General features: G+C 45.4%; 21 protein-coding genes. 10 read left to right on the top strand and 11 right to left on the bottom strand.

Going from position 1 to position 24,640, the window contains the following annotated elements; translation table 11 throughout:
• Positions 1-36 precede the first annotated feature (36 nt).
• Positions 37-447 carry a BrxA/BrxB family bacilliredoxin gene (locus tag OQY15_RS19845; protein ID WP_265793671.1) on the bottom strand — a complete coding sequence of 137 codons (411 nt, stop codon included), beginning with the start codon at positions 445-447 and terminating at the stop codon, positions 37-39.
• Positions 448-655: 208 nt separating this feature from the next.
• Between OQY15_RS19845 and ahcY the strand changes: the two genes are divergently transcribed.
• The 4 genes from ahcY to OQY15_RS19825 all read left to right on the top strand — a co-directional run bounded on the left by ahcY (position 656) and on the right by OQY15_RS19825 (position 6,323).
• Entirely contained in the window at positions 656-1,972 is a 1,317-nt protein-coding gene (gene ahcY, locus OQY15_RS19840) for an adenosylhomocysteinase (RefSeq protein WP_265793670.1), read from the top strand.
• A gap of 105 nt (positions 1,973-2,077) precedes the next feature.
• Positions 2,078-2,797, top strand: coding sequence for a pyridoxine 5'-phosphate synthase (locus OQY15_RS19835; RefSeq protein WP_265793669.1), 720 nt, complete (start codon positions 2,078-2,080; stop codon positions 2,795-2,797).
• A 75-nt stretch (positions 2,798-2,872) separates the two neighbouring features.
• Positions 2,873-5,752, top strand: coding sequence for an aminomethyl-transferring glycine dehydrogenase (gene gcvP, locus OQY15_RS19830; protein ID WP_265793668.1), 2,880 nt, complete (start codon positions 2,873-2,875; stop codon positions 5,750-5,752).
• Between the two features lie 157 nt (positions 5,753-5,909).
• Positions 5,910-6,323, top strand: a complete 414-nt coding sequence (locus OQY15_RS19825) for a response regulator (RefSeq protein ID WP_265793667.1) — start codon at positions 5,910-5,912, stop codon at positions 6,321-6,323.
• Here the strand turns inward: OQY15_RS19825 and OQY15_RS19820 are convergent.
• Positions 6,310-7,077, bottom strand: a complete 768-nt coding sequence (locus OQY15_RS19820; protein WP_265793666.1) for an MBL fold metallo-hydrolase — start codon at positions 7,075-7,077, stop codon at positions 6,310-6,312. The genes OQY15_RS19825 and OQY15_RS19820 overlap by 14 nt on opposite strands.
• A gap of 72 nt (positions 7,078-7,149) precedes the next feature.
• On the opposite strand from OQY15_RS19820, the gene recJ reads away from it, so the two are divergent.
• The 4 genes from recJ (at position 7,150) to OQY15_RS19800 (ending at position 12,150) form a co-directional block, all read left to right on the top strand.
• Entirely contained in the window at positions 7,150-8,865 is a 1,716-nt protein-coding gene (gene recJ / locus OQY15_RS19815) for a single-stranded-DNA-specific exonuclease RecJ (RefSeq protein WP_265793665.1), read from the top strand.
• Positions 8,862-9,596, top strand: a complete 735-nt coding sequence (lptB, locus tag OQY15_RS19810; protein WP_265793663.1) for an LPS export ABC transporter ATP-binding protein — start codon at positions 8,862-8,864, stop codon at positions 9,594-9,596. The genes recJ and lptB overlap by 4 nt, the downstream gene beginning before the upstream one ends.
• Positions 9,597-9,612: 16 nt before the next feature.
• On the top strand, positions 9,613-11,142 hold the full coding sequence (locus OQY15_RS19805) for a GH3 auxin-responsive promoter family protein (protein WP_265793662.1): 1,530 nt from the start codon (positions 9,613-9,615) through the stop codon (positions 11,140-11,142).
• Positions 11,143-11,406: 264 nt separating this feature from the next.
• Entirely contained in the window at positions 11,407-12,150 is a 744-nt protein-coding gene (locus OQY15_RS19800; RefSeq protein ID WP_265793661.1) for a histidine kinase dimerization/phospho-acceptor domain-containing protein, read from the top strand.
• Here OQY15_RS19800 and OQY15_RS19795 read toward each other — a convergent pair.
• Both OQY15_RS19795 and OQY15_RS19790 read right to left on the bottom strand, forming a co-directional pair.
• On the bottom strand, positions 12,116-13,777 hold the full coding sequence (locus OQY15_RS19795; protein WP_265793660.1) for a response regulator: 1,662 nt from the start codon (positions 13,775-13,777) through the stop codon (positions 12,116-12,118). The genes OQY15_RS19800 and OQY15_RS19795 overlap by 35 nt on opposite strands.
• Before the next feature lie 32 nt (positions 13,778-13,809).
• Complete coding sequence (locus OQY15_RS19790; protein WP_265793659.1) at positions 13,810-15,210, bottom strand: ATP-binding protein; 1,401 nt, start codon at positions 15,208-15,210, stop codon at positions 13,810-13,812.
• A 151-nt stretch (positions 15,211-15,361) separates the two neighbouring features.
• On the opposite strand from OQY15_RS19790, the gene cobA reads away from it, so the two are divergent.
• Positions 15,362-16,090: a uroporphyrinogen-III C-methyltransferase gene (gene cobA, locus OQY15_RS19785; protein ID WP_265793658.1), complete on the top strand. Its 729-nt coding sequence runs from the start codon at positions 15,362-15,364 to the stop codon at positions 16,088-16,090.
• The gene (locus OQY15_RS19780) at positions 16,087-17,025 is read left to right on the top strand and encodes a sirohydrochlorin chelatase (RefSeq protein WP_265793657.1); all 939 of its coding nucleotides are present in this window, start codon (positions 16,087-16,089) and stop codon (positions 17,023-17,025) included. Before cobA ends, OQY15_RS19780 begins: the two co-directional genes overlap by 4 nt.
• Here OQY15_RS19780 and OQY15_RS19775 read toward each other — a convergent pair.
• From OQY15_RS19775 to cobI, 7 genes are read right to left on the bottom strand one after another with little or no spacing between them, the layout of a single operon-like run.
• Positions 17,003-17,728: a cytochrome c biogenesis protein CcdA gene (locus tag OQY15_RS19775; RefSeq protein ID WP_265793656.1), complete on the bottom strand. Its 726-nt coding sequence runs from the start codon at positions 17,726-17,728 to the stop codon at positions 17,003-17,005. The genes OQY15_RS19780 and OQY15_RS19775 overlap by 23 nt on opposite strands.
• On the bottom strand, positions 17,715-18,821 hold the full coding sequence (locus OQY15_RS19770; RefSeq protein WP_265793655.1) for a cobalt-precorrin-5B (C(1))-methyltransferase: 1,107 nt from the start codon (positions 18,819-18,821) through the stop codon (positions 17,715-17,717). The genes OQY15_RS19775 and OQY15_RS19770 overlap by 14 nt, the downstream gene beginning before the upstream one ends.
• On the bottom strand, positions 18,818-19,549 hold the full coding sequence (locus tag OQY15_RS19765) for a precorrin-6A/cobalt-precorrin-6A reductase (protein WP_265793654.1): 732 nt from the start codon (positions 19,547-19,549) through the stop codon (positions 18,818-18,820). Before OQY15_RS19765 ends, OQY15_RS19770 begins: the two co-directional genes overlap by 4 nt.
• Entirely contained in the window at positions 19,546-21,375 is a 1,830-nt protein-coding gene (cobM, locus tag OQY15_RS19760; protein WP_265793653.1) for a precorrin-4 C(11)-methyltransferase, read from the bottom strand. The genes OQY15_RS19765 and cobM overlap by 4 nt, the downstream gene beginning before the upstream one ends.
• Complete coding sequence (gene cbiE, locus OQY15_RS19755) at positions 21,369-22,556, bottom strand: precorrin-6y C5,15-methyltransferase (decarboxylating) subunit CbiE (protein WP_265793652.1); 1,188 nt, start codon at positions 22,554-22,556, stop codon at positions 21,369-21,371. The genes cobM and cbiE overlap by 7 nt, the downstream gene beginning before the upstream one ends.
• 9 nt (positions 22,557-22,565) lie before the next feature.
• On the bottom strand, positions 22,566-23,927 hold the full coding sequence (cobJ, locus tag OQY15_RS19750) for a precorrin-3B C(17)-methyltransferase (protein ID WP_265793651.1): 1,362 nt from the start codon (positions 23,925-23,927) through the stop codon (positions 22,566-22,568).
• Entirely contained in the window at positions 23,924-24,619 is a 696-nt protein-coding gene (gene cobI / locus OQY15_RS19745) for a precorrin-2 C(20)-methyltransferase (RefSeq protein ID WP_265793650.1), read from the bottom strand. Before cobI ends, cobJ begins: the two co-directional genes overlap by 4 nt.
• Between the last annotated feature and the right edge of the window lie 21 nt (positions 24,620-24,640).

The following is a 24,640-nucleotide window of genomic DNA, read 5'->3' as shown; positions in this document are numbered from 1 at the left end:
CTTCGTACCGGCAAGACACCGGTAGATTCTTTAAACTTAGCAGTACTGATCAAAAGCACCGATCAGGTTTTCGGCGATCATTTGTGCCGGACGGCCTTCAATCTGGTGACGCTCGATCATATGAACCAGTTTACCATCTTTGAACAAGGCCATAGCTGGTGATGACGGAGGGTAAGGCAACATATAGTTTCTTGCTCTGTCTACTGCATCTTTTTCCATACCTGCGAAAACTGTAATCAGTTTATCAGGATGTTTTTCATTGGAAGCGGCCAATCTTGCTGCCGGACGCGCATTCGCTGCTGCACAACCACATACGGAGTTTACAACAACAAAAACAGTTCCTTCACCAGTAAGGGCATTATCTACCTCTTCTGCAGTTTTCATTTCTTCAAAACCTACTTTGGTTAATTCCGCACGCATAGGTTCTACTAAATATTCTGGATACATATGTAAGATGCTTTAAATATGAGTATTCAATTTTCTTGCAGCAAAGGTACACCGAGATTTAGTAGCATCAAAGCATTACGCACACACGCCGGAGTTTTTGACCTTTAAATTACTTAGATTCAAGACCATTCTTTCGTCATATCCGCATTCCATTTTGTTATTGACTATATAATGCAGTAAATTTGCAACTCACAAAATCTATAACAATATGTCATCAGTAGAGACTACGTACATCCCTTACAAAGTAAAGGATATTTCACTGGCAGAATGGGGCCGTAAAGAGATCGGATTAGCAGAGGCAGAAATGCCGGGCTTAATGTCCTTACGCGAAGAATTTGGTCCGTCGAAACCATTAAAAGGAGCGCGCATTGCAGGCTGCCTGCACATGACCATCCAAACTGCAGTTTTAATCGAAACTTTAGTTGAACTGGGTGCAGAAGTTACCTGGTCATCATGCAATATTTTCTCTACACAAGACCACGCTGCTGCTGCTATCGCCGCTGCAGGTATCCAGGTTTACGCATGGAAAGGTCTTAACGAAGAAGAATTTGACTGGTGTATCGAGCAAACTTTACACTTCGGCCCTGAGCAACAGCCATTAAATATGATCCTGGACGATGGTGGTGACTTAACCAACATGGTTTTTGACAGGTTCCCTGAGCTGATCGCTGCGATCAAAGGTCTTTCTGAAGAAACTACTACAGGTGTTCACCGTCTGTACGAGCGTATGAAAAACGGAACTTTACACTTACCGGCTATCAACGTTAACGATTCAGTAACAAAATCTAAATTTGACAACAAATACGGTTGCCGTGAGTCATTGGTAGATGCGATCCGTCGTGCTACTGATGTCATGCTGGCAGGTAAAGTTGCAGTTGTAGCTGGTTACGGTGATGTAGGTAAAGGTTCTGCAGAATCACTTAGCTCACAGGGTGTACGTGTAATCGTTTCTGAAATTGATCCGATCTGTGCATTACAGGCTGCAATGGAAGGTTATGAAGTAAAGAAATTTGCTAATGCTGTAAAAGAAGCTGATATCATCGTTACTACTACAGGTAACTGCGATATCGTTCGTGCTGAGCACTTCAAAACAATGAAAGATAAAGCCATCGTTTGTAACATTGGTCACTTTGACAATGAGATCGATGTTGCCTGGTTAAATGCTAACTATGGTGATACTAAAATCGAGATCAAACCACAGGTTGATAAATATACAATTGACGGTAAAGACATTATCTTACTGGCTGAAGGACGTTTGGTAAACTTAGGTTGTGCTACAGGCCATCCAAGTTTCGTAATGTCTGCTTCATTCACTAACCAGACTTTAGCACAACTGGAATTATGGACAAACCCTGGTAAATACGAGAACAAAGTTTATGTTCTTCCTAAATACCTGGATGAAAAAGTTGCCCGTTTACACCTGGCTAAAATCGGTGTTGAACTTGATGTACTTGATCAGCACCAGGCTGACTATATCGGAGTTCCGGTAGAAGGTCCTTTCAAAGGCGAAGCTTACAGATACTAATCTGTAATCGATCATACGCATAAAAGGGATACGCTGAAAAGCGTATCCCTTTTTTAGTTTACAATAAAATTATACCTCGTCTGCATTAATGGACTATCTTTGTAAATGGCAAAACTATCAGTAAACATCAACAAAATAGCCACTCTGCGCAATAGCCGCGGAGGTAACAATCCCGACCTGGTAAAGGTAGCACTGGATTGTGAGCGCTTTGGCGCCGAAGGAATCACCGTACATCCAAGACCTGATGAACGACACATCCGTTACCAGGATACATTCGACCTGAAAGCAGCAATCGCTACAGAATTCAACATAGAAGGTAATTGCAGAGAGCAAAAATTTGTAGACCTCGTACTGGCCAACAAACCTGCACAGGTAACACTTGTTCCGGATGCGGAAGGACAAATCACTTCCAACCATGGCTGGGATACCATCAAACATCAGGATTACCTGAAAGAAATGGTCAGCATTTTTCAACTGGCCGGCATTCGTGTATCCATCTTTGTAGATCCGGTAAGGGACATGATCGAAGCCGCAAAAACTACGGGGACAGACCGCATTGAGCTTTACACAGAGTCTTATGCTGCAAATTTTGCGAAAGACCGCGTTACGGCAATTGCTCCCTATATTCAGGCCGCACATACGGCGAATAAACTGGAATTAGGTATTAATGCCGGGCACGACCTGGACCTCCGGAACCTGAAGTATTTCGCAGATAATATCCCTAATTTACTGGAAGTATCCATAGGCCATGCACTGATCAGTGATGCCCTGTACCTGGGATTGGAAAACACGGTTCAAATGTATCTCAGACAACTGAATGACTAATTACGCAGTCATATTATCCATTAGAATAAAAACGGAAAATTTAGTACCTTCGCGCAACTTTTATTGTTATACTTCATGAGTTTAAATATCCATTACAAAGAAGACTTTAAAGACCGTCATATCGCTCCTAACCAGGAGGATACAGACGCCATGCTGAGCACTCTCGGCTTAGATTCTGTCAATGAACTGATCGACCAGACAGTGCCGCAAAAAATCAGGCTAAAACGTCCGCTCGACCTGCCGGCAGCAAAGTCTGAAAAAGAATACCTGGAAAGCCTGAAACAAACGGCTTCGCTGAATAAAGTTTTGAAATCTTATATCGGACAGGGATATTATGATACAACTACGCCGGGAGTAATCCTGCGTAATGTAATGGAGAACCCGGGATGGTATACACAGTACACACCTTATCAGGCAGAAATTGCACAGGGCCGCTTACAGGCACTGCTCAATTTCCAGACGATGGTGATCGACCTGACCGGTATGGAGATTGCCAACGCATCCCTGTTGGATGAAGGTACTGCAGCTGCAGAAGCGATGTTTATGCAGTATAGTCTGCGTAAAAATCAACAGGCTACAAAATTCTTTGTATCAGCATTGCTGTTCCCGCAAACGATAGATATTCTGCAAACCCGCGCCAATCCTTTTGGTATTGAGCTGGTAATCGGAGATCATGAAACTTTTGAAGTTACTGAAGAGTTTTTTGGTGCTATTGTACAATACCCTGCCGGAAATGGTGAGGTATTCAACTACACTGCTTTTGCAGAACAAACTCATGCAAAAAATGTGAAGCTGACAGTAGTGGCAGACCTCCTGAGTCTTACATTATTAACTCCTCCGGGAGAATGGGGTGCTGATATCGTTGTAGGTACTACTCAGCGTTTCGGTGTGCCTATGGGCTTTGGTGGTCCGCACGCAGCGTACTTTGCTACCAAAGAAGAATACAAACGTTCTATTCCCGGAAGAATCATCGGTGTAACGATAGACAGCCACAATAACTACGCGTTAAGAATGGCCCTGCAGACCAGAGAGCAGCATATCAGAAGAGATAAAGCTACCTCCAACATTTGTACGGCTCAAGCTTTACTGGCTATTATGGCTGGATTTTATGCAGTTTACCATGGCCCACAGGGATTAAAATTAATCGCCGAAAGAACGCATGGTTTAACAGTAACGCTTGCACAATCATTATCTGCAATCGGTTACACCATCCTTGCAGACTCGTATTTTGATACCATCCAGGTTGAACTGGGTTCATTGAAAGACTCTATTCACAGAGAGTGTGTAGACAATGAGATCAACCTGCACTATAAAGGTTCAGTAGCTACTATCGCGCTTGATGAAACCACATCTGTTGAAGACATCAAATTGCTGAACAAGATATTCTCAAAGGTGAAAGCCATCGCTGCAGACAGTGTTGAACTGGCTTCAGAAAAAAACATTCAAACAGTAATACCTGCTGAATTGCAGCGTACTTCTGCTTACCTGACACATCCGGTATTCAACTCGCACCACTCAGAACATGAGATGCTGCGTTATATCAAATCACTGGAAGCAAAGGATCTTTCTCTTTGTCACTCGATGATCGCCTTGGGTTCATGTACCATGAAATTAAACGCGACTACAGAGATGGTTCCTGTAACATGGGCAGAATTTGGTAAAGTACACCCTTTTGCACCTGCCGATCAGGTAGCGGGTTACTATACCGTTTTCAACGAACTGGACAGGTGGTTAAGTGAAATCACAGGTTTTGCAGCCATGAGCTTACAGCCTAATGCTGGTGCTCAGGGCGAATACGCAGGACTGATGGTGATCAGGGCTTATCACCAGGATCGTGGTGACCACCATCGTAACATCGCGCTGATCCCTTCTTCGGCGCATGGAACCAATCCGGCATCTGCTGCAATGGCAGGAATGAAGATCGTGATTGTGAAATGTGACGAGAACGGAAATATTGATGTTGCTGACCTGAAAGCTAAAGCTGAGCAGCATGCAGAAAATCTTTCCTGCTTCATGGTAACTTATCCTTCTACACACGGTGTGTTTGAGGAGAGCATCATTGAGATCTGTGAAGTGATCCATGCCAATGGCGGACAGGTATATATGGACGGTGCAAACATGAACGCACAGGTAGGATTAACAAGTCCTGCAAATATCGGTGCCGATGTATGTCACCTTAACCTGCACAAAACCTTCTGTATCCCTCACGGTGGCGGTGGCCCGGGCATGGGCCCTATCGGTGTTGCTGCACACCTGGTAAAATACTTACCTGGACATGCGGTTGTGGATATCAACAATGAAAAATCTATACCGGCCGTATCTTCTGCACCATGGGGTTCGGCATCTATCCTGATCATCTCTCATGCCTATATTGCCATGATGGGTGGCGAAGGTCTGAAACAGGCTACGGAATATGCGATCTTAAACGCAAACTACATGAAAGCCCGTCTGGAAGAACATTACCCGGTATTGTATTCCGGAAGCCAGGGTCGTTGTGCACATGAGATGATCCTCGACTGCCGTGAATTTAAAAACTTTGGTATTGAGGTAGTAGATATCGCAAAAAGGCTGATGGACTATGGTTTCCACGCACCTACAGTATCATTTCCGGTTGCAGGTACGCTGATGGTAGAGCCTACTGAAAGTGAGCCTAAACATGAGCTGGACCGCTTCTGCGATGCCATGATTGCAATCAGAAACGAGATCAGCAGCGTTCAGAATGGCTCCCTGGATAAAACAGATAATCCTTTGAAGAATGCTCCCCATACTGTGGCAACAGTTACCGGGGACGAGTGGTCGCACAGCTACAGCAGAAAGGTAGCAGCATTCCCGCTGGCATATGTGGCAGAACACAAATTCTGGCCTTCTGTAGGCAGAGTAAATGATTCATTCGGAGACAGATCTTTGGTTTGTGCATGCCCTCCAATTGAAAGTTACATGGAAGCTGAAGCTTAGTATCAGACTATAAGCAAATAATAATTTGCAATCACACGCAAAAAGGGGGTCATTATCAGATAATGGTCCTCTTTTTGTTAAATAACTAATTTGGACCTATACTTTACAGTTCTATTTTATATCTTTATTTAAAATCAAAATTTTATAACCTAATCTGATGAGCGATAAAATTAATCTACTGGTAATTGACGATGATGATATTAACATTTTTATCATTAAAAAAATTGTAGAAAAAACCGGATATGATGCTCAGATGGTGGCAAAAACAAATGGACAGCTTGCAATAGACTATCTGAAAGAACTGAAAGATTCGCAGCTCCCTTTCCCTCAGCTGATACTGATTGACATCAACATGCCGGTTCTCAACGGCTGGGAATTTTTGGAAGCCTATGAAAAGTTAGACATACAGCTTGATATTGACATGTATATGCTTTCGTCCTCAGTATATGAAAACGATATCGAGAAGGCAAAAACCTATAAAACAGTAAAGGGATTTATTTCTAAACCCCTTTCTATCGAACGTCTGATCGAACTTTTTGAAGGAAAAAATATAGAGCCTATACAATCTTAAACTGACCTTCGTCAGTTAGTGCAATATATCCCGACGCTTTGGATTTGCCATGATAAAACAGGCAATTCCAATGCTCTTCCACAGCTCGTTTACCAAACTCTTCACGCAGCTCCATCGCCTTGCGGCCATCAAAGTCGTACTTAGCGATAAATTTCCTTAGCAGTTCCTCCGGTTCAGGCAACACATCACCCCCAAAGAATACTTTATCGGTACCGTCATCCAGCAGCCAGACATGGTGGTTAGGCGTATGTGCGCCGGTAAACTCATGGCTGATTCCCGGAAGAAACTCCCCGGACTCATCTACAAAAGCCAGCTGGGCATTGCGCTGCAGAAAATCAAAGATCTCTGTCCTGTAGGATGAAGAGGTACTGGTAAATGCAGCTTCCCACTCTCCGCGCTGGATCACATAAGTTGCATGGGGGAAGCTCAGTTCCATACTGTTGTTCTGCTTGTGCACCATCCCGCCCGAGTGGTCAAAATGTAAATGAGACATCAGCACATAATCCACATCTGCAGGATCAAAACCCGCTTTCCTGATGTTCTCATGCAGGATCATCTCCCCTTCCTTATTGCTATAGCCCAGGCCAGTGTCCAGCACCAGCAGCAAATCATTAAATTTCACTAAAAAAGGCTGAACATTGATAAACAACGATGCCGGCCTGTCTTTTGGATTATCTGTTTGAGGGTCAAACGGAATGAATTTTTTATCGGCAGCTACAGAATAGGAACCTTCGTGTAATGTGAATACTTGCACTAGTCTAGGTATTAGTCAAAAGAATAATTAATGATATATTTACAATCTGTTGCAAAGATACACAAAAACCAAATGGAGAAAAGATGGGTGCAGGCGCTAAATAGCAATAAAGAAGCTACTGATTTGCTTGCACAACAATTAAATATAGACAGAAGTCTGGCAGAGATCCTGGTGCAGAGGGGTATCACTACCTTTGATGAAGCCAAAGATTTCTTCAGGCCGCAGCGCAGCCAGTTGCATGATCCTTTTTTAATGAAGGATATGGATAAAGCCATCAGCAGAATAGACGAGGCTATTCACACAGCTGAAAAGATCCTGATCTATGGCGACTATGATGTAGACGGCACTACTTCTGTAGCGCTGGCATTTAGCTTTTTCCGCCAGTTTAGCCGGCACCTGGAATACTATATACCTGACAGACATAAGGAAGGATATGGAATTTCTACTGCAGGCATTGATTATGCAAAATCTAAAGGTATCACACTGATCATCGCGCTAGACTGCGGGATCAAATCCAACGATAAGATTGCTTATGCAAATGAGCTTGGCATAGATTTCATCATCTGCGACCACCATTTACCGGGAGAGGAACTACCCGCTGCGGTAGCAATACTGGACCCTAAGCGGGCCGACTGCCCTTACCCATTTAAAGAACTGGCAGGCTGCGGTATCGGGTTTAAACTCGCGCAGGCCTATTGTTTTGCGCATCAGCTGCCGGATGATTTATATGAGCAGTACCTGGACCTGGTTATGGTTTCTATCGCCGCAGATATTGTACCCATTATCGATGAAAACCGTACGCTGGCCTACTTCGGACTGCAGAAATTAAATACCAAGCCATGTACCGGTCTCAAGGCTCTGATGGACAGCTGCGGCAAAAACAAAGATTTCACGATTACTGATGTGGTGTTTACGCTGGCGCCAAGAATCAATGCCGCAGGGCGGATGGACCATGGCAACCAGGCTGTTAAAATGTTGCTCTGCACAGAAGATAACCTTGCTGCAGAACAAAGTCTTTTCATCAATCTTCAGAATACTGACCGTAAGGCTTCAGATCAGAATATTACCGCCGAAGCACTTGCACTGATTGATGAATCTGAGGTACTGATCGGCAAAAAGACTACCGTAGTCTACAATGAAAACTGGAATAAGGGCGTTATTGGAATTGTTGCCTCGCGTCTGACAGAAAAATACTACCGTCCTACAATCGTGCTTACCCATTCTAATGGGCTTCTTACAGGATCGGCCAGGTCTGTTCCGGGTTATGACTTGTACGAGGCCCTATTGGGCTGTGCAGACCTGCTGGAGCAATTCGGTGGGCATAAGTTTGCGGCAGGACTCACCATGAAACATGAAAACATAGAAGCTTTTTCTGAACGTTTTGAAAATATCGTGGGTGCTACCATTACTGATGATCTGCTTTGTCCGGAAATACACATCGACAGCGAGATCAGCTTTACACAAATAGATGGTAAATTCCAGCGCATTATCGCTCAGATGGCACCCTTTGGACCGATGAACCCGGCGCCGGTATTTGTAAGCACTGATGTGATGCTGGCAGGCAGGCCGTATGTGGTGGGAACAAAACATTTAAAGTTGAACGTTAAACAACAAAATTCAGCTATTTTTGAAGCCATCGGTTTTGGACTTGCAGAATTTGAGAATCTTTTGCAACCTAATGTGCTTTTTTCTGTTTGTTATACAGTCGAGGAAAATATTTGGAAAGAGCAAAGACGATTGCAATTGAATATTAAAGCGATCAAAATTCAAAATCAATACGATAAATGATATTAAGAGCTGATAATCTTATTAAAAAATACAAACAGCGGACCGTCGTAAACGATGTTTCGTTTAGTGTGAGCCAGGGTGAGATTGTAGGATTACTGGGGCCCAACGGTGCCGGAAAGACTACCTCTTTTTATATGATTGTAGGATTGATTAAACCCAATGAAGGATCAATTTATTTGGGTGATGAAGATATTACCAAGGATGCCATGTACCGACGGGCGCAAAAAGGAATTGGTTACCTTGCGCAGGAGGCTTCAGTTTTCAGGAAGCTTACCGTAGAAGACAATATCTTGTCTATCCTCGAGATGACAGACATGTCCAGGGTAGAAAGAGAAGAAAAACTGGAAGAACTGATCGACGAGTTTAGTTTGCATAAAGTGCGCAAAAACCGTGGCGACCTGCTTTCCGGTGGTGAACGCCGCAGAACGGAAATCGCACGTGCATTGGCGGCCAGCCCTAACTTTATCCTGCTTGACGAACCTTTTGCTGGTGTAGACCCTATTGCTGTAGAAGAAATACAGACCATTGTGGCAAAACTGAGGAATAAAAACATCGGTATCCTCATTACTGACCACAACGTGCAGGAAACGTTGTCAATTACAGACAGGGCTTATCTGCTGTTTGAAGGAAAAATCCTCGAATCTGGCACACCAGAGGTACTTGCGGCCAATGAAATGGTGAGAAAGGTATATCTCGGCTCTAATTTTGTACTTCGAAGTAAAAACCTATAATCTATACTAACCAGATATGGCTTTTGTAAATTCTATTTTTACCTGGTACATGAAAAAGCGCGTTCATCAGATAGAGCTTTTCATGAAATATCCGGTAGACGTACAGGAAGAATGGTTTCACAACCTGATTTCCTCTGCGGAAAACACTGAATGGGGAAAAAAATACGATTACAGGTCTATAGAGACTTCTGAGCAGTTCAAAGAGCGTGTACCGCTTCAGAATTACGACAGCATGAAGCCCTACATCGAGCGTATGCTGCAGGGCGAACAAAATGTGCTCTGGCCTTCAGAAGTCAGGTGGTTTGCAAAATCATCGGGCACCACGAGCGACAGAAGTAAGTTTATCCCGGTATCGCCTGAAGCCCTTGAAGAATGTCATTTCAAAGGAGGTAAAGACATGATCTCTATCTTCTGTAACAATAAACCTAACAACCAGATCCTTACCGGTAAAGCCCTGGTTCTTGGAGGCAGTCACCAGATCAACCAGCTGAATGAGGATACCTTTTACGGTGATCTCTCGGCAGTACTGATCAAGAATCTGCCGATGTGGGCCGAGTATTACCGCACGCCGAATATTTCTATTGCCCTGATGAATGACTACGAACAGAAGATGGAGAAAATGGCTGAGGCTACCATCAGAGAAAACGTAACCAACATTTCGGGAGTACCAACCTGGACGATTGTACTGGCTAAAAAAGTGCTGGAGATTACCGGCAAGAAAAACCTGCTGGAGGTATGGCCAAACCTGGAACTCTATTTCCACGGCGCCGTAAACTTTGGCCCCTACAGGGAGCAGTTCAAAGAACTGATCCCATCTGATGAAATGTACTACCTGGAGACTTACAATGCCTCAGAGGGCTTCTTTGGTATTCAGGATCAGCTGCATTCTGAAGAGATGCTGCTCATGCTGGATTATGGTATTTACTATGAATTTCTGCCGCTCGACCAGCTCTGTGATGACAATCCTAAAACGCTGAGCCTGGAGGAAGTGGAACTGCATAAAAACTATGCGATCATCATTTCTACCAATGCTGGCTTATGGAGATATGTCATTGGCGATACTGTTCAGTTTACCTCGCTTTCGCCTTTCAGGATCAAGATCACAGGACGGACGAAACACTTTATCAATGCTTTTGGGGAAGAGGTAATTATTGATAATGCTGAGCAGGCGATCAGTAAAGCCTGCCGCGAGACCGGTGCTGCATTTAAAGATTATACCGCCTGTCCGATTTATTTCAGGGGGGACAAGGCTGGCGGACATGAATGGATCATAGAGTTTGACCAGCAACCGGATAATTTTGAAAAGTTTGTGGATATCCTGGATCAGACGCTTCGCGAGATCAATTCAGATTACGATGCCAAGCGTTTTAATAACATGGCCCTGTGCCGTCCAAAGGTGCACAATGCGCCACATAACACTTTTTACAACTGGCTCAAATCAAAAGGTAAATTGGGCGGGCAGCATAAAGTTCCCCGTCTTGCCAATGAGCGAAAGTACGTAGATGAGATTCTTCCCATGATACAACCGATCACCACTGACCATTAATAATCTCCTAAACCTGCGAAATCAAAAACTTAATGAATCCCAGGCAAAACTTAATTAAATTCATATTTTAAATTGATGAAGAAAATACATGATATTTAAAGTATCAATATCTTACATTTGGTCAAACATTCTCAAAAACAATATTTGCACAACAATCAATCCAGTTTTTTGTTTATTCGGTCACAAGCTTTTTTTTATAGGATACTGAACCAACTACCAGGAGCTAACAGATTCATTGTCACATCATACTGAAATTAAAGATAAATGATAAATTACAAGATGCCTGTCGATATTATTCCTGAGGATGAGTCATTCAGGATAGAAGAATTGAACAGATTTGAAATTTTGAATACACTTCCGGAGACAGATTTTGACCTCCTGACATTGCTTGCTGCTGAGATCTTTGACAGCGAAAAAGCCTTTATCTGTTTTGTTGATAAGGATGAGGTTTTTATCAAAGCCAGCTTCCCCGCTGAATACGGACCAAGAGCCACAAAAAGGGCCGAAAACCTGTGTTCTTTAAGCATTCTCAAAGATGAAGTCACCGTATATCACGATATCCATCAGCATTATGAATTAACAGACAGTTCTTTTTTAAAGGGAGATGATGATCTCCGCTTTTATGCAGCCGCCCCCATCAAAAACGGATCGGGCTCTGCATTGGGCACCATCTGCGTAACCGATAGCAAAGCACATCCTGACGTTAGCGAGAAGCAAATCCGCCTGCTACAGTTATTGGCAGATCATATCATGGAGAAGATGGAATCCAGGCTGGTCAACCTTCAGCTGCAGAAAACTCATGATGAATTTCTCAGACGCTTGTCGCACGATCTGAAAAACCCTGTAACCTCCATTTCCCTGTATGCCCAATTGCTGGGCAGCCGTGAAATGAGTGCAGAGAAAGTATTTTCTATGGCTTCCAAAATTGAAATATCCTCACAAAAAATACAAACCCTGCTCAGCACTGCAATTCCTAAACCTCAGCCAGATACTTGTGTACAAAGCTGATGGCCATTGAGCCTTCGCCCACTGCAGAAGCCACCCTGTTCATCGCTCCGGCACGCACATCTCCTGCGGCAAAAACCCCTGCACAGCTGGTCTCCAGCAGGTAAGGATCTCTGGATAACTTCCAGGTCTTCTTAAACTCCTCATAATTGCGCAGCTCCCGGCCTGTCTCAATAAAGTCCTTTTCATTTTTGATAATCTCCAGCTTTATCCAGTCGGTATACGGCTTGGCACCAATAAAAATATAGAGGGCTCCGGCATCTTTTGTTTGTTTCTCTTTGGTTTTGATATTGATCAGCGTCAATTTATCAAGATGGAGATCTCCCGTAGCTTCAAACAACTCTGTGTTTGGCAGCACGTGAATATTTGGCGTCAGTTCAATCTGCTCAATCAGATAGGCAGACATCGTTGCAGAGAGGTCATCCTTTCTGATAATAATACTTACGTTGCTCGCAAATTTTGAAAGGTACATTGCAGATTGTCCGGCAGAGTTTCCGCCACCAATAATAAAGACATCCCTCCCTTTACAAGCCGAGGCTTCGGTATTTGCCGCTCCGTAATAGATACCCGCTCCCGTAAAGTCCTCCACCCCTTTCACTTCCAGCTTACGGTAATCCACGCCTGTAGTGATCACCACTGAACGGGTAAGAATATCAGGACCATCATCCAGGATAATCGTTTTGTATCCATCTTTCTGCCTGATATCTTTGACCGACTGCGGGGATAGAAATGCCGCGCCTAATCTGGTCGCCTGACTCATCGCACGTCTGGTGAGGTCGGCCCCGCTCAGTCCCGATGGGAAACCCAGGTAATTCTCTATTCTGGAACTTGTTCCCGCTTGTCCTCCCGGTGCCTTACGTTCAATCATCAGCGTCTTCAGACCTTCAGAAGCGCCGTATACCGCAGCAGCAAGACCAGCTGGTCCCGCACCAATGATTACCACATCATAGATATCATGCATGGTCTCCGGGTTCTTGCCGATCTTGGCAGCAATATCCTTGATAGAGGGCTTTGTAAGGTAAGAGCCATCATCAAAAAATACCAGCGGAAGATCATCATTACAAAGGTTATTGATGCTCAGCATATTTGCCGCTTCCGGGTGCGACTGCACATCCAGCCAGCGGTAAGGGATCAGGTTACTTCCAAGGTAATCTTTCACCAGGTGCGACTGTGGTGAGAACTGGAAACCTACCAGTTTTATCCCCTTAAATTCAGGAATATAATCCCCCTGCCAGTCATCCAGCAGATCCGTAATTACGGGATAGAGTTTTTCCTCCGGCGGATCCCAGGGTTTGATCAGATAATAATCAAGTTTCACCTCATTGATGGCTTTTATAGCCGCCTCTGTATCAGAATAGGCCGTTAGCAGTACCCGTTTTGCCTCAGGAAAGATCTTAATTGCTTTTTCCAGGAAAGCTACACCCTCCATCTCGGGCATACGCTGATCACACAGAAAGAGCGCAACCACATCAGAGCTGTTCTTCAGATCGGTCAGTGCCTCCAGGGCTTCATTGGCAGAGGTGGTACTGATGATTTTATACACATTACCATATTGCCTTTTCAGGTCGCGGCTAATGGCACGCAATACCTGAGGATCGTCATCGATAGAAAAAATTATAGGGAGATTCATATTGCAATCATTGTAGTAATTTAAAAAAGCATTTAGTTATCCAGTGGGAAACATACGGTGAACACTGTATGCCCGGGGGCCGACTTCACCTTTACTGTTCCGTTATGCTGGTAGATGATCCGCTGCACGACTTCGAGCCCCAGCCCCGTACCTTTGCCCATTGGCTTGGTGGTATAAAAAGGATCAAAAATATTTGGGACTACCTCCGCCGGGATTCCCGGGCCGTCGTCTATCAGCTGTATTTGTACAAACTCCTTGTCCCTTTCAGTTTTTATGGTCAGGGTGCCTTTGCCATTCACCTCCATCGCATCAATTGCATTATCGATGATGTTTGTCCACACCTGGTTCAGCTCGCCGATCAGCCCTTTTACCGGGGGCAGGGTTTCGTCATAATCTTCTACCACTGCAATATTTCCCTTCCTGATCTTATGCCCCAGCATCGTCAGTGTATTACGTATTCCAATGTGGATATCCGCAAACTGCTTGTCCTGCGCGCGGTCCATGTGGGTAAAGTTCTTGATAGACGTAACGAGGTCAGCAATCCTCTTAGAGGACAACTGGATATCCTGCACCATTCTTTCCGTGATCAATAAGTTACTGATCAGGTTAAACATGGGGGATAAACATGCCGGCGGGATAGCGGCGGCGCAGGCATTCAGGCTATCTGCAGAGAAGCTGAAATCAGCAAAACTTTCGGCAATTGCATATCCATTTTCTACATCGTGATCCTCAAACCATTCAGTGAGGCTATCTTCCAGTGCCATACGTTCCTTCAAATTCAGCCGTGGCGGTTCTGTTATAGACAGTACCTTAAACAGTTCCCTGTTGAGCTGGTCTACCTGGTCTTCATCAATACGAATCATCAGCAGCTCCTTGAACAACTTTGGGTCCAGCTTGAGGTGTTGTTGCAGCGACTGTGAGTCGCGCGCAATAGCTGATGCGGGGTTATTGAGTTCATGTGCCAGTCCGGCAGAGAGCTTACCCAGCGCCATCATTTTCTCGTTCTGCTGCTGAAAGGCGGTAAAGTCCCTCACCCTGTTGCTCATCACATGTACCAGCGCCTGCGTCAGTTCAAAATGTTCCCTGATCATTTCCTGCATCTTCTCCCCATGCAGGCTCAGTGTTTGCAACTGGCCAACTGCCACGGCGTATCCTACGGAAACCTTTCCTCTTGAATAGGGAAGGTAACCGGTAATATCACCCCGGTGGATATTCACAGATGCCCTGCGCGAACCATTCTGCACCATATAAAACTGTATGCCTCCTTCAACCACGATATGTGGGCCGGTCAGCTTATCACCCGGCTGAAAGATGACTTCGCCGTCCTCCACCACTATGATCTCACTGTTATCAATAAACCATTGTAACTGTGCGTCGGGGACATTTATAAAAACTTCGAGAGATTTGAGCCAGGATAGGTTTACGCTTTGCATGCCATAAATTTAGTTAAATACTGATTTACTCTCCTATAGAATACATGTATAAATTTCTCTTTAATGTCAAAATGCATACGATTGATCATTCAGACTGAAAAATTGAGTTAAGACCAATATAAACCTTAATTTTAGGCAATTTTTAATTTGAATGACAGAAAATAACGAATCCCCTGAATTATTTGTAGTTGGAGCCGGCCCGGGTGATATAGATCTGATGACCATTAAAGGTTATAAAATATTGCAGGAGGCGAACGTTATTTTATATGATAACCTGGCCAATAAAGAACTGCTGAGTATTGCCAGAGCAGATTGTGAGAAAGTATATGTGGGCAAACAGCCTTACGGTGAGTATACCCCACAGGAGACCATTCATGAACTGATCAGGCACTATGCCTTTACCAAAGGAAAGGTAGTTCGCCTCAAAGGTGGTGACCCCTTCATCTTTGGGAGAGGCTTTGAAGAAATTCTTTACGCCCGTGAACAGGGCATAAAAACGCATTTTGTACCAGGAATATCGAGTATGCAGGCTGTGGGCTTTGAGGATATCCCTCTGACGCACAGGAATGTGAGCGAAAGCATCTGGGTGGTAACAGGAACCAGGAAAGACGGCACTTTGTCGGCCGACCTCCGTCTGGCCATGCAAAGCAATGCCACGGTAGTGATCTACATGGGCATGAAACAGCTCTCCTCCATTGCAAATACCTATATAGAAGCAGGAAAAGGCCATATCCCGGCTGCGATCATACAGCATGCCTCCCTGCCGGCACAAAAATCTGTCAAAGGACTGGCGCAGGACCTGCCGGCGATGGCTGCATCGGCACAGTTGACCTATCCCGCCATCATCATCATTGGGGCGGTTGTAAATTTATCACTATGAAAGAAGGAGTTTTGCTTTGCGGCCACGGCAGCAGAAAAACCGCTGGTGTAGAAGAATTCAAGAAACTGGTAGAGATCCTCAAAGGGCGTTATAAAAGTAACTATGAGGTAGATTATGGCTTCCTGGAATTTAATCATCCGCTGTTTGAAGCGGCGGTAGAGCGCATGTACAACAAAGGCGTACGCGTGATTTATGCGCTGCCAGTGATTCTTTTTGCAGGCGCACATGCCAAAAACGATATTCCATATGAACTAAACACGATCCAGTCGTACTATCCCGATCTTCAGATTAAAATGGGCAGCCCTATTGGGGTAAACTCCTTCGTTCTGGACCTGGCGAAAAAGAGGATTGAAGAAACAGAAGCAGGGCTGACTGCAATAGATCGCCGGGAAACCTGCCTGGTGGTGGTTGGTAGGGGCACTACGGATCCTGATGCCAACAGCGACGTGACCAAGCTCATGAGCATGCTCTGGGAAGGAATGGGCTTCGGCTTTGCCACTACAGCTTACAGCGGCACCGCCTACCCTTCGGTTGAACAATCTCTGGCGCTGGTAGAAAAACTGGGTTTCAAAAGAACGATCGCCATCCCATTTTTCTTTTTCTCGGGGGTCTTGCTGGACAGGATACATGCTACGATTGAAGAGAAAAACAGGCTTTCTGAGCAGGAAATTATCTGCACTGCGGCCTTCGGCACGGACGAGCTGATGTTAAAGGCTTTCGACAGCCGTTTGGAAGAAGCCGTTAACGGTACAGGAAATATGAACTGTCAGCTTTGTAAATACCGTAAACAGATCATTGGTTTTGAAGAAGAGGTAGGTAAAGAACAAATAGGCCACCATCTCAATGTAAAAGGTGTTTTATTTGAAGAAGACGAGAAGGTTGGCGAGAAAAAGAATACCCTTGGCAGCCAGTTTAAGAAATTGCTGGGGATATAACCAGCGTGTAGATCCAGATACAGCCGATCGTGATCGATGCAAGCCCGGCGATACCATTCATCCATTTGAATATCGCCATGTTTTTTTCCAGGAAACGGCTCATGGTATGGATCAGCACATAACTGTACACGCTCATCGCCAGAATAATCCCTACAGATTCTATCACCAGTACCAGGATTGAAGCGCCGACAGTTGGGGCACTGATCACCAGTGCTGTCGTTAAAGCACCCCCTGTGCCGGCTAATCCGTGCAGCATGCCCACCCAGAACGATCGTGTTAAAGGGTTCATGGCAATCTCCTCACCCTTTTTTCCATGCAGGTGAATAGGGTTGGATGGCAGGTGTTCATGAGCTTCAATTTTCTTATTGTCTCTGATCATTTCATTGATCTTGTAATTACTGCGGATGGCGTTGAGGCCCAGGATAATCATGATCGGCCCGATGGCAATTTCAGCCCATTCAGAGATGTTAGTGACGTAGCTGTGAAGCGAGGCCTTAAAAATCAGCGCAATTACGCCAAAAATAATCAGCGTCACAGAATGCCCCAATGCCCATTGCGAAGCCCTGAAAATCACAGCCCAGGACATCCTTTTTTTATTGACAGCCTGTTCTGAAGCCAGTACGGAAACAGCTGTCACATGGTCGGGTTCAAAAGAATGTAATATGCCGGCAATCAGCGGGCGACTTATATTAAGAAAATTCATTTGGATACTGTATATATTCTCCTTCCCTGCTGATCAGGAATATGACCAACTCTGCAGAGGGGATTAATGCAGAACAGTTCTCATAACAGGCTTTTAATAATGCCTGGTAGAAGGGTTCAGCGCTGGCAAAGCTAAACAATTCAGTTAAACGGCCCGCCATATTAAATGATAAAATCTGATCTAACAACTCCTCCGGATAGCCGGCATCTTTCGCCATCTGCGCTACAAATTCCTTATTCCAGGTGTTTTTGCCGCTGTGCGTATCCAGCATCCCTTCAGCCAGTTTCACAGATTTGCCCAGCATAATGCCCAGGTTAACTTTTTTGATGGCCGGGCTTAGGGCGATCTTTTCCAGCGTCTCCCCTATCCAGTTACCATAATGTACAAAGGCAAATTCTGGCAGATCAGGGAAAAGTGACTTCAGGCTTTTCTCGCTCCTGGCGCCGGAGTTGATCACCAGTTCGCTGCTGCCATTGGCTACAGCTACGTCTATGCCCTGGGTGATGCTGGCGATATAGGAAGAAGCAGAAAATGGGGTGACGATGCCTGTCGTCCCCAGGATGGACAGCCCACCCATAATACCCAGTCGCTCGTTGAGTGTTCTTTTTGCAATCAGCTCTCCGTTCTCCACAAAGATTGTGATATCCACTCCCTGATGCGCCAGCTGGTTCTCCGACAATAGTTTTTTACAGGCGTTTTCCATCATCTGGCGTGGCACAGGATTGATGGCCGGTTCTCCAGGTTTAATTTCCAGTCCCGGAAGTGTCACCCTACCTACGCCCTTCCCCTGCAGAAATCTGATCATTCCTGTATCGGTTAAACTAACTGTTGCGCCAATAATCGCCCCATGCGTAACATCCGGATCATCACCCGCATCCTTCTGGGTTGTGCAGCTGCATGTATCCTGACCAAGATTACAGGATAAGATCCGGAAAAGATGTTCCTGCCCGATGGGTAAGGTGACTAGCACCTCAGTTACCCGTTCTCCACTGATCAGCGCCTGCAGTGCCGCTTTGGTGCAGGCTGTAGCACAGGCTCCTGTAGTGAAGCCTGTTCTCAGTGGGCCATCCGGTATGGGCTGAAGTTCGGTCATTGTATCCTGCTGTGTAGATCCTGTAAATGATGTATCGTTTGAAACAAGGCAGAAAGTTCGGGCTTTTTAATGATAAATACAGGAATATTGCAATGGATAGCCGCTTCAATTTTAGCATCCAGCTTTCCATTCAGCCCACTTTCTTTGGTTATGACGACCTCCGGCCTTAACTTGCGGAAAAGTTCAATCTCCTCCTGCTTGTCCTGAGGCAGTCCAAACAGCAAATGATCTGCGGGAAAATTGTAGCCTGCCGCAAAATCCCTGGAATATTTGCGGTCCAGAATCCTGAACCAGCAGGGGTAGCGCTGCCAGAAGCTGCTGAGTGCCGGTATAGACTGCACTCCGGTGAGTGCCAGCATGGAGCGGTAATCCTGTTCACGTATTTTCTGCAAAGCATCTTCAAAATCTGCTGCATACTGTACCAGCGGATGGTTGAGCCTTTCAGGGAATTCCCTTTCAAACCTGATCACCGGAATCTGCTCTGCCAGAGTCGCTACAGTGGCGTGCAGTATCGCCGCAAAGGGATGGCAGGCATCGATAATCATGTGGATACCATTTAACCTGCAGAACTCTTTCAGCGCTGCGGCATCCAGACTGCCAAATCTGTACTGCCCCTTCCCTTCAAATGATACTTCTGTACGGGTAGAATAGATATAACCTGCCCCGGCCTCATCGAGATAACCGGCAACCTGTTTCGCTTCTGTTGTTCCACCCAGTAAAAGGATCATTTTTTTCTGAAGATATGGTGCCAGTTATCGCCATACAACCAGGAACGATTTTTCCTCGCTCCTATCGCCTCACCCACAATCACCAGCACGGTACGTGTTAACTTATTGTCTTTTATAATTTTGCTCAGTCCATCCAGTGTACCTGTCCACACCTTCTCATCCTTCCAGCTGACGCGGAATAATACCGCAACCGGAGTTTCTGGCGGATAATGCTGCAGCAGCTGCCCCTCTACCTTTTTGATAATTCCCGCACTCAGGAAGATACACATCGTTGCCCTTAACTTTGCCATCTCTTCCAGTTTCTCATGCTCCGGCATAGGCGTATTTCCTTCACCTCTGGTGAGGATGATCGTTTGTGCCACTTCAGGAATGGTAAATTCGGACTTGAGGTATGCCGCAGCGGCCTGGAAAGAGGAAATTCCCGGTACGATAAAGTAATCGTAGTTCCTTTCATCAAAGATCGTCATTTGTTCCTGGATAGCCCCGTAAATAGAAGGATCGCCGGAATGCAGCCTAACGATGAGCTTGCCCTGCTGATACATTTGGTCCATCAGCTCCACCTGCTCTTCCAGCGTCATCGCCGCAGAGTTTCTCACCAATGCACCTGCTTTGGCAATACTGGTCAGTTCTTCGGGCACCAAACTTCCGGCATAGAGGATACAATCTGCAGTTTCCAGCAATTCTTTTCCCCTTACGGTGATATATTCCGCTGCCCCCGGGCCTGCGCCAACGATAGCAATCTGTCCTTTTCTTTCATAAGTACTGATCAGACAAATCGCGTGTGTAAACATCTTGCCTGAAGACACTTCGGCTTTGGTTTTCTCGATCAGCCAGGTGTCTGTACCTGCTGCCAGAGCCGAAGAGCTTTCTGAAACCCCATGGATACCTATCTTTTCGAGGACAACCTCGGATGGATTTGCCAGATGCACATCCCCAAGGTCTGTGGCCGGGAAAGTGGTAAAATCCCAGTTGTATTTTTCTGCGATCTCCAGATAAGCCTGTTCCTGAGCTTTGATATCAACTGATGCAATTACTGATATGCTTTGATAAGCGATATGTTCATTTGATAACTGCTGCAGCAGCATCTCTTCAAATAATACCGGTTCTATATCTTTAGAACAACCCGTTCCTAGCGTTAAACAGCGCGGATAAAAAGATAGTGTTGTGATCTTTTCTTCAAAGAGTTCATACCCCACATAGATCAGCAGCTCGTATTGCGATTGATCAACTGCAGAAAGGTCATAGTAGATATCTGCAAATGCAGGTTTTGTCTTTTCAAGAAAAGCCGTTCCAGCATCTTTCACCTTCAGCACCAGCGCCGTTGGGCGGTTATTTACAAATAGAGAAACCGGCTTGTTGATTGCTGTGGCACCGGTATTCCAGCCAAACCTCTCTGCCAGCAGGTCCAGTGCCCAGATCTCCTGCAGGTCGCTCGCCGTAGTAATCACTGGCTGTGCCTGCAGCACCCGGCTTAGTTTCATACTTAGCTCGTTCGCTCCGCCGCTATGTCCGCTGAGTACAGATTGCACAAAGGTTCCCTGTTCATCAATATTGATCACCGCCGGATCGGTATGTTTATCCAGGATGTAAGGAGCAATAGCCCTTACACAGATACCCAGGGCACCAACGAAGATCCAGACATCAAAACGCTGGAAATTATCTTTTAACAGGGTATCCAGGTTTTCCAGCTTCAGCACATCTTTTGAAAAATCTGTTTCTCTGGTTGTATATAATTTACTGCGCTGAAATTCTTTCTGAAGGGTTCTCGCGATGGAGAGTCCGCTATCAGTGAAAGCAATCAGGCCTATTTTTTCCTCTTTTAACATTTTTGTTTTGTCGCTTTTAAAATGGTGATTTCATTATGCGCATTTACCTTTAACTGCAAAGGTTCATCCAGTTTCCAGTGTGGCCGACTGGCAAAGGCGGTAAAGTCAGTGATGGAGTCCTGCTGGACCGCATTGATCACCATTGTACCGCCTACAGGCAGATATTGGTCGATCCGTTGCAGCAATTCGGTTAAACGTCCTCCATGTCCGCCAATAAATACCGCCTGTGGTTTGGGTATATCGCTAAGTGCCGTGTCAAAAATATCGCCCATCCAGGCTTGAATACCCGGACTGCCAAAGCGACGCTGATTTTTATGCAGGATCTCCAGACATTCCGGCCTTTGTTCAAAAGCATGGACCTGCAGCTGCGGAAAACGGAGTTTAGCCTCAATGCTCAATGAGCCGGTACAAAAACCGATATCCCATAATACAGATTTTGATTCCAGATCCAGGCTATGCAATGAGCACAACCTCACAGGCATCTTGGTAATCATATTCGGGCGTCCTTCCAGTCCTTCGAAAAGCTGATCATCTATGCCAAAAGCGATCTTCCGATGTTTTTCTTTTTGCAGGATGACACAGTTCAGATGATGGAAGGCACTTTCAGCGGTCTCTTGCAATGTTAACTGTTGTACGCTTTCATTTTCAGCTTCCAGATCTTCACCTATCCACATCGTATAGTTTGTATAGCCGTATTCCAGTAATCGTTTGGCTATGGCTGAAGGAGATTTCTCTGCGTCGGTTAATACCCCGATCAGGGCCTTCTGTTGTATAATTATTTCGTCAAGCGCTGTCCATGGCCTCCCGTGAACACTTACTGTTTGCAGCTGGTTAGCGCTCAGCTGAGCTTTATGCAACAACAGCTGTATAGAACTGAAATAAGGATAGGTATGAATTTCAGCATCAGGAAATTTTGCCCGCAGCGTATTGCCGATGCCATAAAACAGCGGGTCGCCACTTGCAAAGACAACGATCGCGGTATTTGCCTGAAGATAACTTTCATAAAGAACTTCCATAGGAGCCTGCACAGGCAGCCAGATATGTCCTTCAGGCAACAGATGCCCTACCAGTTCATAATGACGGTGCCCACCACTAAACACAGTATGCCTGGCAATTAAATCGGCTGTTTCTGTAGCAAACTGCGCTTTTCTGTTTCCAATTCCTATGACCTGAAAAACCATACTGTTTGTTTAGTTGATATACTCGACAGCTGTATCCAGCGTAAATGCTGCATTCACCAGCGTCGCCGCAAAATTACTGCCTCCGCGTTTTTCTTCAATAATAACATGAGGTACCGAAAGCATTTTGAGGCGTTCTTTTGACTCCACTACATTTACAAACCCAACCGGAGCTCCTATAATACCCGCCGGCTTGATGGTTCCCATTCTTACCTGATCAGCGATTTCGATCAATGCCGTAGGTGCATTGCCAATCACAAACAGTGCTTCGGGGTACAGTTTTGCCGCCAGTTTAATCCCTGCCTGCGAACGTGTAAGTCCTTCCTCTGCTGCCAGTGACAGCGTTTCTTCGGTATTGAGCAAACAGATCACCTGATTTCCGTATTTTTCTAAAAAAGCTTTCGTAATTCCGGCCTGTACCATAGTTACGTCGGTTACAATGGTCCCCCCGCTGATCAGGTACTGGTGCATTTTTGAGATGGCTTGGTCAGACATGCTCAGGTAATTGATATAATCATGGTCACCAGAAGTATGAATACAACGGATAGCTGCCCAAAGAAAATCTTTAGGATATTGATCTGTATCCAGCTGTTCAACAATTTCGCGGAAACTTGCCTGCTGGATTTCCAGACCCGTTTCAGGCTTTCTGTTTAAGTAACCTCTTGGCGTAATCAGGTGTTTTTTATAGGCAAAGGTCTGGCTGTTGCCGATGACCACCAGGCTGAACATATCCACCTCTTCCACATTCAGGTCGCCCAGTGTAGTCAGCGTAATCTTTTCTTCGGGTCTGCCCAGCTGATAGCAGATGGCTACAGGTGTTCCGGCATCGCGGTGTAAAAGGAAAATGGATTTTAGTTTATTCAGCTGCCAGTACCTCTTGGCACTTTTCGGGTTGTAAATAGAAGTCACGAAGTCTCCCCAGGCTGCTGCCTCTATGCGTTTCTGGATAGTTTTCCAGGGTGTCATCAGGTCTGACAGGGAGATACAGCAGAAATCGTGGCCCAGCACTGCGCCTAACTTGCTCCCCGCGGCTACAAAAGCAGAGATCCCGGGAATAGTTTCCAGCTCAATGTCCTCTCCTGAGGCTGCTGCCTTTTGGTAAACAATGCTCGCCATGGAGTAAATGCCGGCATCCCCAGAACCAATAACCACCACATTATACCCTTCAATGGCTTTTTCTATGGCAATCTCTGCCCTTTTCTCTTCTTCGCTGAGCTCCTTACCGATGCACTGAGTTCCCTCCTGCACCAGGTCTGCGATGAACTGGAAATAGTAATGGTAACCGATAATCACATCGGCCTCCTGAATTGCTTTTTGTGCTACAGGCAACAAATAATCATGACCTCCGGGCCCGATACCAACAACTTTGATCATTTTTTAATAATTAATAGAGAGAAGTAAGGTATCTCTCTGTACGCTAAGTCCGCAATATCGGCGGTAATATATTGTTCAGCTGTGCCCAAACGCTCACAGTAGTAGTATTTCCATGTTTTTGTCAGCAATGCCGGATACAATTCTTTCCAGCCCATCCTGATTTTCATGAGAATGAGGGTATCTGTATTTTCCAAAGTTTGTTCTATCTCAGTGATATCGGATGCCAGAGGCAGTACTGCCAGCTTTTCATGTTGCAAACATAGCGGCACCTGGTGAAGAGAAGCACCCAGGGAGAACGAATTCACTCCGGGGATGAGCTCTATGCTGGCGTTTACCGTTTCCAGTTTTTCCAGCAGATAGGAGAAGGATGCATAAAAACTAAGGTCTCCCTCGCAAACGATACTCACTATCTTACCTGCTCCGCTCAGTTGAAGTATCTTTTGAGCAGTTTGCTGATAAGTCAGTTCCGCAGCGGTTCTGTCGCTACCCATGCGGAGGAAGAAACCCTCCAGCTTATCCGGCTGCAATCCGTAATGGTCTAGCATCGGACGTACGTAACTTTCCTTTCTGCCATCTTTAAACAGAGATCCCGGATAAAAAATGATATCCGATTGTCTTAAGATCTGAAGTCCTTTTACTGTGATCAGGTCCGGATCTCCGGGGCCTAAAGAAATGCCGTAGATTGTGTTCACGTAATGCGCTGGTTAGTTCTG

It is taken from the genome of Pedobacter sp. MC2016-15, assembly GCF_026239695.1.
Taxonomy (GTDB): Bacteria; Bacteroidota; Bacteroidia; order Sphingobacteriales; family Sphingobacteriaceae; genus Pedobacter.
This window is presented reverse-complemented; position numbering and strand designations above follow the sequence as displayed.